Origin of the sequence: Streptomyces sp. NPDC051913 (assembly GCF_044593635.1) — a bacterium.
In the GTDB taxonomy this organism is placed as follows: Bacteria; Actinomycetota; Actinomycetes; order Streptomycetales; family Streptomycetaceae; genus Streptomyces.
On record NZ_JBIUCI010000014.1, the window covers coordinates 145,988 to 161,689 of the forward strand.

A 15,702-nucleotide genomic window follows, 5' to 3' on the forward strand; every position below is an offset into this window, starting at 1 on the left:
GCTCCTCGGCGGTCGGCTCCCCGGTGTCGAGCTCGGTCATCGTCGCTCGTTCCCTTCGCCATGGGCGCGTCCACGCTGGACCGCCGTCGGCGATCACTGTGGAGGATCGAACTGAGGCTCACCTGAAGCGGTGGGCGACATCGCCGGCGGAGCACCTCAGGGGACGGCCGGAGAGTGGCTCTGAACTGGGTTTCTGTGGAACCGCTTAGAGTCCTTGACCGGGACGGGAACCGCCCTCGGGAGCGGCGCCGGCGCGAGGCAGAGTCACCGTGAACTCCGTGTCCCCCGGTTCGCTCTCGACGTGGATGCGGCCTCCGTGCGCCTCCGAGACAGCCGTTGCGATGGCCAGGCCCAACCCCGAACCGCTCTCCGAGCCGAGCGCGCGGGAACGGGAGGCGTCACCCCGGGAGAAGCGATCGAAAACCGAGGGGAGGAGGTCCGGTGGGATGCCGGGACCGTTGTCCTGGACGCGGATGACGCATTCTTCCTCGGTCGTTTCCACGCTGACGGTGATCTTCGTGCCTGCGGGCGTGTGCAGGCGGGCGTTGGCCAGGAGGTTGGCCACCACTTGGTGGAGCCGGGACTGATCGCCGATGACCGAGGCGTGGCCGTCCGGAAGGCGCAGCGCGAGGCGCCAGTCGTGGTCGGCTCCGGCCGCCCGCGCGTCCCACACCGCCTCGGCGACCAGGGTTGCCAGGTTCACCTCGGTCGACAGCAGTGGCCGCCCCTCGTCGAGGCGGGCGAGCAGCAGAAGGTCCTCGACCAGTCCCGTCATGCGCGCCGACTGGGCGGTGACACGCTGCCAGGCGAGTTCAGGGGGGATCTGCTGGTCTCCGTGGTTCATGAGCTCGGCGTATCCGGCGATCGAGGCGAGCGGGGTGCGCAGTTCGTGACTGGCGTCGGCGAGGAGACGCCGCATGCGTTCCTCGGTGCGCTGACGCTCGCCGAGGGACGACTCGACATGGTCGATGAGACGGTTCAGCACCACGCCGACCTGGCCGGCCTCGGTACCGGGGTCGGTGTCCGACGTCGGGACACGGATGAGCCCGGCGACTTCGCCGCGTCCAGCGGCACCCGGGCGACTTCGGCGGCGGTGGCGGCGACCCGGCCGAGAGGGCGCAGCTGGCGTCGGATGACCGTCGTGGTGGTGGCGGCCGCGGCCGCCAGGCCGACGGAGGCGATGACGGTTTCGACGATGACCAGACGGTCCAGGACGCGCTGTATGCCGGCGGTCGGGAGCCCGGCCAGAACGGGTTCGCCGTCCCCGCCGATGGCGGTCACTCGGTAGGTGCCGAGGCCGGGGATGGTGCGGGTGTGCAGTGATCCGTCCGGGAGGATCCCGTCCAGGGCCGCACGCTGGGCCGCGGTGAGCATCCGCTGGTGCCCGTCCTCGGTCACCCACTCGGCGGCGACGATCCGATAGTCGACGAACCGGGCCGCGACGGTACCCGTGGGCTGTCCCCGCTCGTTGAGGAAACCCAGGTCCGTGGCGTCGCCCGGCCGGTGCTGCAACCCGCCCTGGCTTCGCTCGGCGGCGTCCGTGACGCGCTGGTCCAGATCTTCGTACAGATAGACCCGCTGGACGGCCACCGTGGTGAGCGCCATGGTCCCGCAGACGACGGCGATGGTCACGGACACGAAGAGCACCAGGCGGAACCGCAACGAGTGCCTTCCCAGGCCGGGGGGACCGGCCACCCGTGCGGCGCAGGAGGCTTCTCATGCTCTGTTGTCCGCGTTGTCCGCGGCTCTGATCGAGTAACCGACGCCGCGCACGGTGCGGATCATCGGGGCCCGCCCTTTGTCGATCTTCGAGCGGAGCCCGTAGATGTACACCTCGACCAGGTTTCCCTCGCCGTCGAAGGAGGCGTTCCAGACGTGTTCGAGGAGCTGTGTCTTGCTGAGCACCTGGTGGGGGTGGTCCATGAGGAAGCGGAGCAGGTCGAACTCCTTGGCGGTGAGCGGGATCGGTGTGCCGCCCCGCTGTACCTCGTGGGTCTTCTCGGCCAGTACGAGGTCGCCCAGCACCCGTACGGACTCGTCATGCTCGGACGTTTCGGGGTGTCCCGCGCGACGGAGCAGCCCGCGCAGGCGGAGCATGACCTCCTCCAGTGAGAACGGTTTGGTCACATAGTCGTCCGCGCCCGTGGACAGTCCGTCGAGCCGGTGTTCGAGCGCGTCCCGGGCGGTGAGCATCAGCACGGGCAGTCGGTGGTGCTCGCTCCGGAGATGGCGCAGGACCTGAAGGCCGTCCATGTCGGGCAGCATTCCGTCGAGGATGACGATGTCAGGGGCGCAGTCCCGTGCGATGCGCAGCGCGCTGTGCCCGTCCCGCGCAGGGAAGGGTCGCCATCCGGCCGCGGTCACGGCCGCGGACAGCAACTCGGTCAGTTCGGGCTCGTCGTCGACGATCAGCACGCGAACCGTGCCCTCGCGGGTTCCTGAGGTGCCAGACATGGTTCGGCATTGTGGCAGGACTCGGTCGATCGGCCGGCGGCCGGTGAGCCGGACCACGCCTGCTCGCGCCGCTGCGCTACCCCGGCCAGTACGTCGATGCGGAAACGGGGCTGCACTACAACAACCGCTACTACGACCCCGACCTCGGCCGCTACACCACACCCGATCCTCCGGGACTGGCCCCAGCCGTCAACCACTACACCTAACGTCCCCAACCCCTTCACCCTCGCCGGCTGCACGGCCGATCCGACCTGGGCGGGCGGGTCACCTTAACCCGCGACGAGCACGGGCGCCCCTACGAGATGAACGCCGTCATCACCAGGGACATGCTCGACGAGGGCACCCACGCCAGGGAATCGCTGGAGCCGCCCGGCTTCCTCGGCGGCGACTGCAACCAGGCCCGCGGCCACCTGCTGGCCCGGATGCTCGGCGGATCCGGCGACACCCTTGTCAATACCCGAACCAAGAAGATCATGCGGCAGATGCACGGCCGAGCAGGATTCGACCTCCTCCGTCACCGCATCCTCCTGCAATAAGGAGAACGCACCGTCACCACAGACTACGGAACAGAGCCGAACGTTTTACAGCCCCCTCTGGCTGCGTCCAGCCCTGGTGAGGCACGTATCGGCTGAGCCGAACCCGCCCTGCGCCGCTTGAGGAAGTGTCAGGGCGCGGCGCAGGTGTTGGTCATGGTGCCGAGTCCCTCGATGGTGGAGCACAGCACCCCGCCGGGGGCCATGAACCGGGGAGGCTTACAGGCGAGGCCGACACCTGAGGGGGTGCCGGTGAAGATCAGGTCCGCCGGCAGTAGTTCGCACACGCCGGACAGGTAGCTGATCAGGGTAGGGATGTCGAAGATCAGATCGCGAGTGCGGCCTTTCTGGACGGTGTCACCGTCATAGGTGGAGGACAGCGCGAGATCGGATGGGTCATCGAGTTCGTCGAGAGTGGTCAGCCAGGGGCCGATCGGGCTGAACGCCTTGTGGCTCTTGCCGAGACCGAACTGCGGAGGGGTTCCGCTCAGCTGCTTGGTGCGCTCGGAGATGTCCTGCCCGACACAGAACCCGGCGACATGGTCGAAGGCCTTGTCAGCGGGGATGTCGCGGCCGCCTTCGCCGATGACGACGACGAGTTCGAGCTCCCAGTCACAGGTATCGGTAGGCAGCGGTATCTTCGCGGCGGGCCCGGCCAGGCTGGAGGGGAACTTGGTGAAGACCAGCGGTGCCTCGGGGACGGGCGTGTCGGTCTCGGCGGTGTGGTCGACATAGTTCAGGCCGATTGCGAAGATCTGCCGCGGGTCGGTGACGGGAGGGCCGAGCCTGCTGGCGTCGGCTTTCAGCGTGGCCAGTGTCGTCCTGGTGTCCGGCTCAGGGCGGGTGGCGGCGAGCCAGCGGCGGATCTCCCTGATCCGGGAGACGACCGCGTCCGGCGAGGCAGAGAAGTGGCCGCCGGAGGCGGTGTGGAGGTCGATGACGCCTTCGGGCGTGACAACCACGGCGCGCCCGTCCAGGTTGGCGAGTTTCATGGGGGCCTTTCGGAAGAGGAGGGCCGGCGGCGTGGACCTGCCGCGGCCCTGGAGTGGGCAACGAGATCTACGACTTGGCTCGCGGCAGGAGCTCCTGCCGCGAGCCAAGTTCCGGATCACGCCGAGGTCAGAGGGACCGGACCGTGCTGGGTGCGGAGTCGGCGAGGCTCATCCGTAGACCGGCGACGAGTTCGCGGACCAGGGACTCGACACCGTCGGAGGAAGCGGTGCCGAACACGTGGAAGTCGGGGCGGACCAGGATCACGTCACGGTCCCACTCGTCGAACCACTCGCCGTACACGTCCTCCACGTCGGTCACCGGTGCGTCCGGCCCGATGTGAACGGCGACGCCCCCGAGCCGCTCCCAGGCCTCGCGGGTCATGGGCGACAGCGATTCCATGGGGTCCCCGGCACGGCTGAGCAGCACATGCGCGCCCGCGCCGAACACGTCGTCGAAGCGGCCTTCGCGACCCTTGGTCCGCACGAGTCCCTGACGGCCCAGCCATCCAGCGTGCGGGTCGTCCGCGGCCAGCGACTCCGTGCCCATTCGCCACCCCGTCATCTCCGGCGCGTCGACGCGCTTCTCCCTGAGCAGCGCGTCCCGCTCGGCGCACGCCTCGGGGTCGATCAGGCAGAGGAAGCCGCCGACCATGACGGCGTCCGAGATGAGCCGGCTCACATGGGGAATGCGCTCGCGGGCGTAGTCGTCGAGGGTGTCCGCGGGCGCCAGCCCGCGCAGGACCAGGTCCAGACGCCAGGAGAGGGTCGCGACGTCGCGGATCCCGGAGTTCATGCCCTGCCCCAGGAACGGTGGCGTCAGATGGGCGGCGTCGCCGGCCAGCAGGACCCGTCCCTGCCGCCATTGCTGCGCCCAGCAGGCACGGAAGGTGTACGCCGCGTAACGCACCAGGTCCGCGTTCGTCTGATCCACGCCGCGCTCGGCGAGGAGTCGCCACACCGTCTCATCGGTGGCCATCTCCTCCTTCCGCTCCCCGGGCAGCAGCATGAACTCGAGACGGCGTCGTCCCGGCCCGGACGGCACCGAGGTCGTGGGACGCGGCGGGCCGAGTACCTGCCCCATGTACGGGATCCAGTCCCGTTCCACCGTGGGCTTGAGGTCGACCACCAGCCAGTCGGAGGAGAACTGGAGGTCGCCGTCCAGTGGGATGTCCATCAAATTCCGGACGGTACTCTGCGCTCCGTCGCAGCCGACGACGAACCGGGCGGTGTGCGTGACGTGGTCCGCCCCGCTGCGGGGGCCGCCGAGCTCGTCGGACGGGGCGAAGCGAACCCCTACGGCGTCCTCGATCTCCTCCAGCCCGGTCACCACCTGGCCCCTGACCAGCTGGATCCGCGGATGCGCTCTGACCTGTTCCTCCAGGACCGCCTCGAGATCCGGCTGGTTGAACGTTGCGTCGGGCCCCTCCGAGCGTCGGGGAAGCGGGACGGTCTGTGAGAGGAGGACCTCTCCCTCGGCGGTGACGTAGTCCAAGCTGTGGTTCTGCCCGTTCCATTCGAGGTGGGGCTTCAGCGGCTCGGAGGCTCCGGCCATGTGCAGCACGCGCAGCGACTCACGGCTGATGCCCACGGCCCGGGGGAGCGGGTAGGCGGAGGGCCGTCGCTCCACCACGAGAACCCGATGCCCATTGCGGGCCAGTAGCAGGCTGAGGGTGAGCCCCGTGGGCCCCGCGCCCACCACGATCACGTCGGGAGACTCCGCTACCGAGTCGGCGAGCGACCCCAGTTGTCCGTTGTTCTTTTCCATGGCGACTCCAATGGGTCGGTTGGTCACCAGGCTTGAGACGGCCCGACCAGGTCGATCCGCTCGGCCGGGAACAGGTCGCTCACGTCAGACGACCGCCAGTCCAGGTCCACCGGGTGGGCGACCTCGGCGAAGGTCAGGGCGAGGTCGAACAGCGCCCGCTCCTGGGGGGGGCAGGTCGTCCACCGGAAACTGGTTCAGATGGGCGACGATCGCGTCGATGCGCGGCAGCAAGGCGTCGTAGAAGGTCCGCAGCTCCGGCATGTCGGCGGCGGCCATCGCACGCATCCTGGACTGCTGGCCGGTCAGCCGCCACCGGTCCAGGAACGGCGCGAGGTCGGAGAATCCGTCGGGAAGCTCGCTGTGGAGTTCCATCACCGCGCTCCGATCAGCTCGTCGATGATGGCGTAGCGGTGCTGCAAGGCGAACTCCTGCAGGGAGAGGTTGATGCTGTCGATGGCGCCCGACTCCAGGCCGCGCTGTACGTCCTCCATGGCCGACAGGTCCTCACGGGCGACGGTGTACTGCAACCCGCGCGTGTAGGCCTGGGCCAGCCGGTCTCCCGCATGCCGGGCCGTGCGGGCATAGAGATCGAAGTGCAACCGCGTGTTCTCCCGGTCGATGGGCCAGACGGTGACCACGCTGTACCAGTGCGGGCCGTTGAGGATGGCGACGTTGGGGAAGTACTGGACAATGTCGAAGAACCACGGCTGACTGCGCGTCCGGTTCACCCCGGGCGGCAGCAGGCTGAAGTCGGTCTCCACCGCGGGCGTGAGCTTGCGGCCCTGCGCGAACAGGGCTCGTTCGGCAGGCGGCCCCAGGTACTCGGGATTGGCCGGGGTGACGACGCGGATGTGCCGGTCGTAGACGTCGATAAGGGGCGTATGGCGCATCGGGTTGTCCTTGCCGGCCAGCGTGGGCTGGGTGCGCCGGTGCAGGAAGACTGTGTGATAGCCCTCCGAGAAGGAGTCCATCGCGATGTTCCAGTTGGCCCGGACGTCGGCGGAGAAGGTGCCGATCTTCTCCATCTCGGTGTAGTAGCCCTCGAATCCTTCGGCGAGTTCGCCCAGCCACTCGGTGAGCCCGACCCCGTCCTCGCCGCCGAAGTACACGAAGATCAGTCCCGCCCACACCTCGGTCCGTACCGGGACCAGCCCCGCCTTCGCCTTGTCCAGGCTGAGGAACTGACCCTCGTCAGGAACCGACCGCAACGAGCCGTCGGCGCTGTAGGACCAGCCGTGCAACCAGCAGGTGTGCGAGCTTGACGTGCCGGCGGCCCACCCGCACTCGGTGGGCACGACCTTCTTGCCGCGATGACGGCACACGTTGTGGAAGCCCCGGATCACCCCGTCCTTGCCGCGCTTGACCAGCACGGAGGTTCGGAAGGTGGGGATGTCCCGGACGAGGAAGCTTCCCGGCCTCGGCAGCTCGTTGGCGTTGCCGATCAGGAACCAGGACGGCCGGAAGACCTTCTCCAGTACCGCGTCGTAATAGCCCTGCGTCAGCTTGTCCCGGACCGTCACCACGTCACGGAGCCGCGGGGGCGGCGCAGCCCCGGGGCCGGAGCTGACGACAACATCGGACATGTTCACTCCCGTAAAATAGGATTCAGATCTCGTTTGTCAGGACACTACTGATGAGGGCATCGGCCCTGGCACCCTGGGCTTGCGGTCCCCGCCCTCGCACGGCAACCACGGCCGACAGGTCGGATCACGCCGCCGCGGTCTCAGGCTGCGGCGGGTCGCCGGCCGGGCCGTGGTGCCCCCAGGCGCTGATGCGGTCGTAGGTCAGGACCTTCCAGGTGTCGTCCACCTCGACCCCGCCGAACCCGAACTCCATGTGGAAGCCGGCCGGAGTGACGCTGTAGAAGCCGAAGGTCCGGTCGTTGGCGTGCTTGCCCAGCTCCATGGCGATCGGTACCCCGGCAGCCCTCGCGCGGTCGTAGGCGAGACCGACGTTGTCCTGGGAGACGGTCTCGACCATGATGTGGTTGAGGGTCTGCGGAAGCGTGAACGGCAATTCGATCAGGGCCAGCGAGTGGTGGCGGCGGTTGCAGTGGTAGAAGCTGCCCCGGACGACTATGCCGTCCTGCTCGACCACAAGGGTGTCGCTGAGGGTCAGGCCGAGGGCTTCGGTCGCGAACTTGTCGGCGGCATCGAGGCCTCCGTTCGCGGCGGACACGAAGTACACGACGTGCCCGAGTCCCTTGTTCTCGGTGACGAACCCGCCGGGCACCAGCTCCGACTCGAACGGGGTCTTCGCGTCGGCGAGGCCCCAGGCGAACTCCAGCACCGCTCCCCACGGCGCGCGGGTGCGGACGAGACCTCGCACCCGGCGGGACTCCCTCTCTTCGTCCGTGCCCTGGATCACCTCCGCGCCGGAGGCCGTGAGTGTCTCCACCGCCTCGTCGAAGTCGGCCTCGCTGTGGGCCACGAATCCGGCGTATGCGGCGTCGTCGGCAGGGCCTTCGTGCACGATCAGCCGATGCGCCTTTCCGTCTAGGCGCCAGGTGGGGGCTCCCTCGGTGGTCGGCTCGCCCGACTTCAGGCCGAGGATCGAGCTGAGGTAACGGCCGAGCCCGGCCGGGTCCTTGACCTCCACCCCGACGTATCCCAGTTCCAGCGACTTCTCCATCGGTCCTCCTTGAAACCTCTCGGAGCCTCTCAAGTGATGTGGCGCCGCGCGTGAGCTTGCGAAGGAGCAAGCCCTGTATGCAGATATCTCTCCTCAGGATGCACCAGTGGGTCAATCGGGCAGCTGAAGACTGCAATGTTCCGGTAGCGCGGCACACGGCCCGCTGGCACCATCAGGTATATCTGCATACAGTTATGCCGTCAACACTTCACCAAATGCTTATGCGCGAAGAATGTGGAGATGGCATGCCTAAGCACACAAAACGCGCAGGCGGGATATCTAGCACCCAGTAGGCCGCCTGGGGGTTCCACGCGACCGCCCGAAAGACTGCGAGCGCATCGCCGCGTGACCTGCATACAGATTCTGGCTTCATCCCAGCAAGCGCACGAGAACTGCCCGTCTTCCGGGCTAAGCTACATACACAAGTGTGGAGACAGAGGTTGAGAAGAAGGTGGGATCATGAGTCCGTCCGACGGTGGGTCGACGGCGGCGCCGGGCGTGGACGATGAACCCACTCAAGGCCACATCAACAACACGGCACAGGCCTACGCGCAGGTGCGGCGGGCCATCATGACGTCCGAGCTGCGTCCGGGCCAGATCATTTCGCAGGTCCGGCTGGCCGCACAGCTCAACATCAGCCGTACCCCACTGCGTGAGGCCCTCCGGCAGCTCCAGACCGAAGGGCTCCTCGAAGGGGACTTCAACCGGCGGGTCCGGGTCGCGCCCATGAGTATCGACGACCTGGAGCAGATCGCGGCAATGCGGATCACCTTGGAGTCTCTCGGCGTACGGTCCAGTGTTCCCCGCCTCACCCACGCGGACCTCGCGCGCGCGGAGGCGGCCTGCCAGGCCATGGACGAGTGCTACGCTGCCCGTTTCAGCGAGGTCCGGAACTTCCGCGACCCCCACCGCGTCTTCCACACCACGCTCTTCGGCCAGGTCGGATCCCGGATGCGCGCGCAGTTGGAGGATCTGTGGGACCACGCCGAGCGCTACCGGACCTTCTACTTCGAAACCGCCCCGAGCGTGGACACGATCGCCCACATCGGCCATGACGAGCATGCCGCCATCCTCGCCGCCGCTCAGCGCCGAGATGGGCAGGAGTGCGGCATCCTCATCGCCCGGCACCTCGCGCGGACGGCGCTGACCAGCCTCGCCAGAATCGACGCCGCTCATGATCCGTGGCTCGTCCGTGATGCCGTCCGCCTCGCCACCAGCGGCACGGCCACGAGTACGAAGGCGAACTGAGCGCCCTTAAGGTCAGCCGCAGTTCGGCGCGGCGCCGGTCTCCGTGTCCCCTCGCCCGTGATCTGCGTCTTCAAGGCGCCGACCACGCCGCGGGGCGGCCTCGATCCCAGGCATCTCCGCCTGCTGCACCGAACCTGAGCCTGATCTTCCGCGTGTACGGCGCGCACCACTCAGTGTGCGCCACCCCGATACGAGCCAGGAGGCCCGGCCATGCGCCTGGCGAACTACGACAATAGCTCTGTCCCGCGTGCCGCACTGCAAGTCGGCATAGGCACCGACCTGATCGACCTCGAGCGGGCAGCACTGTTGTACGGACGTGACGCGGCCTTCGCAGCGACACTGCGCGACGTGCACACGGCCCTGCGCGAGGGACTTGCCCTCAAGCCGGTCGCCGAGAACGCCGTGGACCGGATCGAGCAGTTGAGGGAGTTCGGCGCCTTGCACGCGCCGAACTCCGTAAGGCTGCCGGCGCCGGTTCCGGTCCCGCAGAAGTTCATCTGCCTGGGCCCCAACTACCACGACCATGCGGCCGAGGTGGGCGCTCCGATCCTCAAGGAGCCAATATTCTTCGCGAAGTTCGCCAACTCCCTGATCGGGCACCGCGAGACTGTGGTGCCGCCAAGGATCGCGACCTCGCTGGACTACGAGGCCGAGCCGGCCGTCGTCATCGGCCGGCCCCAGGCCTGGCGTCCCCGTGGAGCAGGCCCTGGACCACGTGGTCGGCGTCGTGGTGCTGAACTACGTCACCGCCCGCGACCTCCGGTTCGCCAACCCCTTCGGCACCCAGCAGCTCGCCATCCGGACCCGCGTCAACGGCGAGACGGTCCAGGGCTCCAGCACCAGTTCCATGATCTTCTCGGTGGCCGGGACCGTGTCGTTCCTCTCGCGGACCATGACCCTGGAGACCGGCGACATCATCGCCACCGGCACCCCCGCCCGTGTCGGCGTCGCCCGCAAACCACAGCGGTTCCTCCAGACCGGGGACGTCATGGAAATCCACATCGAAGGTGTCGGAGTGCTGGCGAACCCCATCGGCGAGCCCGTCCAGCCCGTCGCGAACATCAGCCCGCGGTTTCAGGAGAGGCCAGCGCCCCCGGTCGCCGCGCCGATACCGAGGTCGACAACGTCCGGGGGTGGGCACCGGTTCGGCGTCTGGAAACACCACAACGACGTGGAGTCACGACGACACCTTCAACGGGCATCGCTTACAACGGAAGTGAGATCGAGTACGACGTAGCCATCGTGGGCTTCGGCCCCGTCGGCCAGCTGCTGAGTGCTCTCCTGGGACGTGCGGGCCATCATGCGGTGGTCTTTGAACAGCATCAGGGAATCTACAGTCCGCCCAGGGTGGTGCGCTTCGACGGCGAGGCCATGCGGACCTTCCAGTGGCTCGGCATCGTCGGGGAGGTCGAGCACGAGATTCTCCGAGTCGCACACGCGCAAATGTGGGGTACGGACGGCAAGCCCGTGATCGATCTCGCGGGCGTTCCCGGCGACGGTGGTGGGCACCAGTCCGGCTGGGCCAGGTCCTACGCCTTCTACCAGCCCGTCCTGGACGGCGCCCTCGACCGTGCGGCCCGGGCCGCGGCCTCCGCGACCGTGGAACGCGGATGGGCCGCCGAGGCACTGGTGCTGCACGACGGGTGGGCCGAGCTCGTGGTGGGCCGCCGGCCGGGCGAGGGCAAGGCCCCCGACCCCGCTGATCAGCCCAGGTCGGTCTCCGCGCGCTATGTCGTGGGAACCGACGGCGCCAACTTCTTCGTCCGGCGGACCTGTGGGATCGAACGCGTCGACCTCGGCTTCTCCGAGCGGTGGATCGTCGCCGACGTGCGTCCGCACGACATGCCGGAGTTCGAGCAGCTGCAGATGGTCCAGTACTGCGACTGCACCCGTCCCACGACCATCGCACCCAACGGGTGCACCCACCGGCGCTGGGAGTTCGTGCTCCTGGAAGACGAGCGTGCCGAGGACTTCGTCGGCAACGAGGACCGGATCCGGGAGCTTCTCGCTCCGCACTGTCGCCGGGACCAGGGCATTCTGATCTGGCACACCGCCTACGCGTTCCGCTTGCTGCTCGCCGCTACCATGCGCGAGGGACGAGTACTGCTGGCCGGTGACGCGGCACACCAGATGCCCCCGTTCATCGGCGAAGGCATGTGCAGCGGTCTGCGGGACGCGGCGAACCTCTCCTGGAAGCTCGAGGTCGTCCTGCGTGGCCGTGCGTCCGACGCGCTGCTGGACACCTACCACTCCGAGTGTTTCACCCAGAACATGGCCGTCGTCCAGTCGGCCATGGCGATGGGCAGGGTGTGCTGTCTGCTCGACCCGGGGGCGGCCGCGGCACGCGACGCCGCGATGCGTTCGGGCCGGGCGCCGTCGTTGCCGCGGATGCCGGGTATCGGAGCAGGCCTCTGCCACAGCTCCGACGACGCCCGACTCGCGGGCTCTCCGGCGGTGCAGGCCCGTCTCGACGGGCCGTGGGGAACGGCTTTGGCGGACGAGGCCCTGGGGACGGGCTTCGGTGTGCTGACAACAGTGGGCGACCCGGAGGCGATCCTGCCGACAGATCAGCTGGCCTTTCCGAAGTGGATCGGCGGATACGCGGTGCCTCTCGACGGGGCTGCGCCGGGAGCGCCCCGGGACTCGGACGGACGGCTTGCCAACTGGCTCCCCGGCGCCGAGGCCGTGTCCACCCGACCGCACGGCTACACCTTCGGCAGCGTCCCGACGGTCGATCAACTGCCGTCACTGGTCGCAGAACTCCAGGGAGCAGAGGATTGGACGAGACAGTGAATGACGAATTGGATCATCTGGTCGGTACCTGGACCCTCGCGGGAGTCACCGAGTACAGCAGCGAGGGAACATCCAGAGAGCCGTACGGACAGCAGCCCAACGGGCAGTTGATCTACACCGCGGAAGGCTTCATGGCGGTCGTCATTCTGGCCTGCGGCGATGCCCCCGCGGTGAACTACGCTGGCGAGGTGAGCACCGACGGCATCGTCGTGTGTCATCACGTAAGAGTCGGCGCCCCGCCCTTCACCGGGGATCAGGTTCGCTTCGTGCGCTTTGACGGAAGTGATCGACTCGTGCTGGCCAGCGATCAGCCAGGCCGACCCCGTATCGAGCTCAGGTGGGTGCGGTCGCGAGCAGGGCGGCTGACAAGGGCTGTGGCGCAATCGAGATGACCTCTCGCCTCACCGAACCTGTGCTCCTGGGCCTGGCAGTCCTCGCCGTCGCAGCCGCGTCAAACCCTGACAGCCCTGCCCTGGCCAAGCATGGCCCTGTGAACGAGACGACCGACCCAGTTCGTGGACATGCCGACCAGCGCCTGACGCGAGTCCGTCCAGGCAGTGTTTCGATCGGCAGCAGGGACCGCCTCACCAGCCGGGTCCGTTCCGCCGACCGCGGGGGTTCCTCATGCGGATCGTCAACCCGCAGGGATCACTGATGGCGGCGGAAGCGATGGGCGCGGGGCGCGCGGCGGTTGAGTGTCCTGCAGAGCTCGGTGTCGGCAAGATCGGGGAAGGGCATGCCGGCGGCGCGGTAATGGGTTCGGGACTCCTGGAGGGTGTGGAGGACGTCCTGCTGCCGGCCGGCGGCGCCGTAGAGGCGGGCAAGGAGGAAGCTGGTCTGAGCGGCGCCGACGTGGTCGCGAGGGCCGGTGAGGGCTTGCTCTGCCAGCGTGATGGCGTCGCTGAGGCGATGTGCCTCGGCGTGTAGCAGGGCTTGCAGGGTCAGTGCCCTCGCCTCGGTGGTCGCCGCAGGCGTCGGTCTCCTGGAGCGCGCGGCTGATCATTTCGGCGGCGGTGGGGTCGCCCTCGTAGAGCGCCATATCGGCCAGCCCCAGGGTGGTCCAGGTGTGCCCGCGGTGGTCCTGGACGGCGTGCAGGAGTTGGCCAGCGTGCTCGTAGTGGGTGTGGGCCGCGGCCCACCGGGGATCCTGTGCGGGACGGCTTATGACGGGGCGCCCGGGCCAGGGGCCTGTGTACCAGCGGCGGGGGAGCGGGCAACCGCCCACCGTGCTCTCTTTCTCGGTGTCGGCGCGGGTGCGCAGGATCCAGCCGACACCGCGGGTTTCCTCGTTGGCTGCGAACAGGGCCTGTGATTGGTCGAGTTGGGCGAGGGCTTCACTGTAGTGAGGGTGATGCCGGCTGATCACCGCCTTTTCCCGCAGGGTCCAGGCCAGTCCGCGTTCCAGCGGCAGGGCCCTGAAGAGACTCTCGGCCGCGGTGAGCGTTCGCGCCGCTTTCTGCAGCTCGCCCTGCTGGCGTTGCAGGATTCCCAGGTTGCCCAGGGCGTCGCTTTCGCCGTGTGCGTCGCCCGAGCTGTGGAAGAGAGCGATCGATTCGCTGAAGCACTCTGCAGCCCTGCCCACGTCACTGCCGCCGTCACGTAAGGCTTCGCCGAGGTTGCGCAGCAGCGCGGCACGGGCCCCGCCATCCCCCAGGCGGTCGGCCGCATCCAGAGCCAGCTCATGGAGCTGGCAGCTGATGTCCCAGCGCCACTGATGCTCCAGAGCGATACTCATCGCGTCGGTGAGCTCCCAGCACAGCTCCCACCACCTGCGGGCGTGACCTGCTCCGAGAGGTAGTCCGGAAAGGCGGTCCCCTGGCCGGACGGGCTGACCGGATGGTCCGCGAGATCTCCGCTCGTGTCCCCTCGCAGGATTAGCCCCATCGTCCTTGGGGCGACTGGCAACCAGATCAGATGCGTGGCCCATAGGTGAGATGGACGGCAGGGCAACCTTCCCGCGCTCGGCGAGACTGATCCGGTTATCCGCCTACGCCCCGGGGCGGGGGCCGGAGTCGGGGTCAACTGGCTGGCAGGACGCGCACTGGCAGCGAAGACCACGAGCGCAGGGTGTTGTTGAGGTGCCGCCTCGGCTCGCCGGCCAGCTCCAGCTGTCCGACGCGGCGGGCGAGGGCGGTCAGCAGGGCCTCCGCTTCAAGGCGGGCGACGTGCTGGCCGACGCACTGGTGGATACCCATGCCGAAACCGACGTGGCCGGAGGGATCGCGGGTGAGGTCAAAGCGGTCGGGGTCGGCCCAGCGGTCTGGGTCGCGGTTGGCTGAGCCGAGGAACATGAGGATCTTGCCGCCTGCGGAGATGCGGGTACCCGCGATGTCGACATCGGTCGTGGCGGTACGGAAGAACGTCTGCACCGGCGACTGCCATCGCACCGCCTCGTCGAACGCCACCCGCGCCAGCTCGGGGCGCTCACGCAGCCGCTGCCACTCCTGCGGGTGCGTGGCGAAGGCGTACAGCGCGGCAGCCAGTCCGTGCACGGTGGTGTCGACACCGGCGGTGAGCAGCGACCGCACGACCAGGGGCGCCTGCGCATGGGTGAGGTCACCGCGCTCGGCAGCGGCCCATATCCGGGCGCCGAAGCCGTCCTCGCTCAGCGCCTCACGGGCGCACTGGGCGTTCACCCAGTCCGACAGCGCGCCGACGCGGTGCGCGTCGGCCTCGACAAGGGCGTTGCGCGGCCCGAAGGCGTTGAAGGCCATGTTGCCGTAGGGCAGCAGGTTCTCCCGCCCGTGCGGGCCGAGGCCGACGGCGTCGGGGAAGACACGCAAGGGGAACGCCGCCGCCAGCGCCTCGAAGGCGTCGAACTCCCTCCCGTGCTCGGCCAGTACGGTCGCGACGAGTTCCTCGGCCACCGCCTGCCACGTCTCCTGCAGCCGGCGCAGGGTGAGCGGGGCGAGGATGTCGCGCAGCACGCGGCGCGGCGCGTCGTGGTGGGGCGGGTCGGCCTCCAGCAGCAAACTCGGCGGGCGCCACGGCCTTTCATGACGGAAGTTGGCCAGTCCCACTCCGGCGCCGGACTGAAAGGTCTGCCAGTCGACGAGGGCGGCGTACACCTCTTGGTAGCGGGCCAGGGCGTGGACGCCGTAACGCGACAGGCGGACGACGGGGCCGGCTTGGCGCAGCTGTCGGTGCAGGGGCTCGGGGTGTTCCAGGTGCTCGGCGGCGAACGGGTCTGCGTCGCTGATCGGCGGCGACGTGGGAACGGCGGCTGTCTCGGTCATGGCGGCTCCATGAGATGTGGCTGAGGCGAGGGGGTTCAAGGCGACGTGGC

Annotated in this window: 14 protein-coding genes and 2 pseudogenes; 8 read left to right on the plus strand and 8 right to left on the minus strand. The window is 68.5% G+C overall.

Going from position 1 to position 15,702, the window contains the following annotated elements:
- Positions 1-205: 205 nt before the first annotated feature.
- Both ACIHIX_RS34575 and ACIHIX_RS34580 read right to left on the minus strand, forming a co-directional pair.
- A pseudogene (locus ACIHIX_RS34575) lies at positions 206-1,605 on the minus strand (sensor histidine kinase).
- Positions 1,606-1,716: 111 nt separating this feature from the next.
- On the minus strand, positions 1,717-2,454 hold the full coding sequence (locus tag ACIHIX_RS34580; protein WP_399963219.1) for a response regulator transcription factor: 738 nt from the start codon (positions 2,452-2,454) through the stop codon (positions 1,717-1,719).
- A gap of 110 nt (positions 2,455-2,564) precedes the next feature.
- Between ACIHIX_RS34580 and ACIHIX_RS34585 the strand changes: the two genes are divergently transcribed.
- The gene (locus ACIHIX_RS34585) at positions 2,565-2,660 is read left to right on the plus strand and encodes an RHS repeat-associated core domain-containing protein (protein ID WP_399963448.1); all 96 of its coding nucleotides are present in this window, start codon (positions 2,565-2,567) and stop codon (positions 2,658-2,660) included.
- Between the two features lie 96 nt (positions 2,661-2,756).
- Positions 2,757-2,990 (plus strand): hypothetical protein, encoded by a 234-nt coding sequence (locus tag ACIHIX_RS34590; protein WP_399963470.1) that lies wholly within the window; start codon positions 2,757-2,759, stop codon positions 2,988-2,990.
- Positions 2,991-3,118: 128 nt separating this feature from the next.
- On the opposite strand, the gene ACIHIX_RS34595 is transcribed toward ACIHIX_RS34590, so the two are convergent.
- The 5 genes from ACIHIX_RS34595 to ACIHIX_RS34615 all read right to left on the minus strand — a co-directional run bounded on the left by ACIHIX_RS34595 (position 3,119) and on the right by ACIHIX_RS34615 (position 8,375).
- Entirely contained in the window at positions 3,119-3,979 is an 861-nt protein-coding gene (locus ACIHIX_RS34595) for a fumarylacetoacetate hydrolase family protein (protein ID WP_399963221.1), read from the minus strand.
- 127 nt (positions 3,980-4,106) lie between these two features.
- Positions 4,107-5,744: a bifunctional 3-(3-hydroxy-phenyl)propionate/3-hydroxycinnamic acid hydroxylase gene (locus ACIHIX_RS34600; RefSeq protein ID WP_399963223.1), complete on the minus strand. Its 1,638-nt coding sequence runs from the start codon at positions 5,742-5,744 to the stop codon at positions 4,107-4,109.
- 84 nt (positions 5,745-5,828) lie between these two features.
- Positions 5,829-6,116: a hypothetical protein gene (locus tag ACIHIX_RS34605; RefSeq protein ID WP_399963225.1), complete on the minus strand. Its 288-nt coding sequence runs from the start codon at positions 6,114-6,116 to the stop codon at positions 5,829-5,831.
- Positions 6,116-7,327 carry an aromatic ring-hydroxylating dioxygenase subunit alpha gene (locus ACIHIX_RS34610; protein WP_399963228.1) on the minus strand — a complete coding sequence of 404 codons (1,212 nt, stop codon included), beginning with the start codon at positions 7,325-7,327 and terminating at the stop codon, positions 6,116-6,118. Before ACIHIX_RS34610 ends, ACIHIX_RS34605 begins: the two co-directional genes overlap by 1 nt.
- A gap of 124 nt (positions 7,328-7,451) precedes the next feature.
- Positions 7,452-8,375, minus strand: a complete 924-nt coding sequence (locus ACIHIX_RS34615) for a VOC family protein (RefSeq protein WP_399963231.1) — start codon at positions 8,373-8,375, stop codon at positions 7,452-7,454.
- A gap of 459 nt (positions 8,376-8,834) precedes the next feature.
- On the opposite strand from ACIHIX_RS34615, the gene ACIHIX_RS34620 reads away from it, so the two are divergent.
- The 6 genes and pseudogenes from ACIHIX_RS34620 (at position 8,835) to ACIHIX_RS34645 (ending at position 13,343) form a co-directional block, all read left to right on the plus strand.
- Positions 8,835-9,623 (plus strand): GntR family transcriptional regulator, encoded by a 789-nt coding sequence (locus ACIHIX_RS34620; RefSeq protein WP_399963233.1) that lies wholly within the window; start codon positions 8,835-8,837, stop codon positions 9,621-9,623.
- Between the two features lie 210 nt (positions 9,624-9,833).
- Positions 9,834-10,289 (plus strand): annotated as a pseudogene (locus ACIHIX_RS34625) (fumarylacetoacetate hydrolase family protein); the annotation flags it as partial.
- A gap of 28 nt (positions 10,290-10,317) precedes the next feature.
- On the plus strand, positions 10,318-10,860 hold the full coding sequence (locus ACIHIX_RS34630) for a fumarylacetoacetate hydrolase family protein (protein WP_399963450.1): 543 nt from the start codon (positions 10,318-10,320) through the stop codon (positions 10,858-10,860).
- Positions 10,861-10,862: 2 nt separating this feature from the next.
- Entirely contained in the window at positions 10,863-12,416 is a 1,554-nt protein-coding gene (locus ACIHIX_RS34635) for a bifunctional 3-(3-hydroxy-phenyl)propionate/3-hydroxycinnamic acid hydroxylase (protein ID WP_399963452.1), read from the plus strand.
- On the plus strand, positions 12,401-12,808 hold the full coding sequence (locus tag ACIHIX_RS34640; RefSeq protein WP_399963236.1) for a lipocalin-like domain-containing protein: 408 nt from the start codon (positions 12,401-12,403) through the stop codon (positions 12,806-12,808). The genes ACIHIX_RS34635 and ACIHIX_RS34640 overlap by 16 nt, the downstream gene beginning before the upstream one ends.
- Positions 12,809-13,040: 232 nt before the next feature.
- Positions 13,041-13,343 (plus strand): hypothetical protein, encoded by a 303-nt coding sequence (locus ACIHIX_RS34645; protein WP_399963238.1) that lies wholly within the window; start codon positions 13,041-13,043, stop codon positions 13,341-13,343.
- A 1,091-nt stretch (positions 13,344-14,434) separates the two neighbouring features.
- On the opposite strand, the gene ACIHIX_RS34650 is transcribed toward ACIHIX_RS34645, so the two are convergent.
- Positions 14,435-15,652 carry a cytochrome P450 gene (locus tag ACIHIX_RS34650; RefSeq protein ID WP_399963240.1) on the minus strand — a complete coding sequence of 406 codons (1,218 nt, stop codon included), beginning with the start codon at positions 15,650-15,652 and terminating at the stop codon, positions 14,435-14,437.
- Positions 15,653-15,702: the final 50 nt, after the last annotated feature.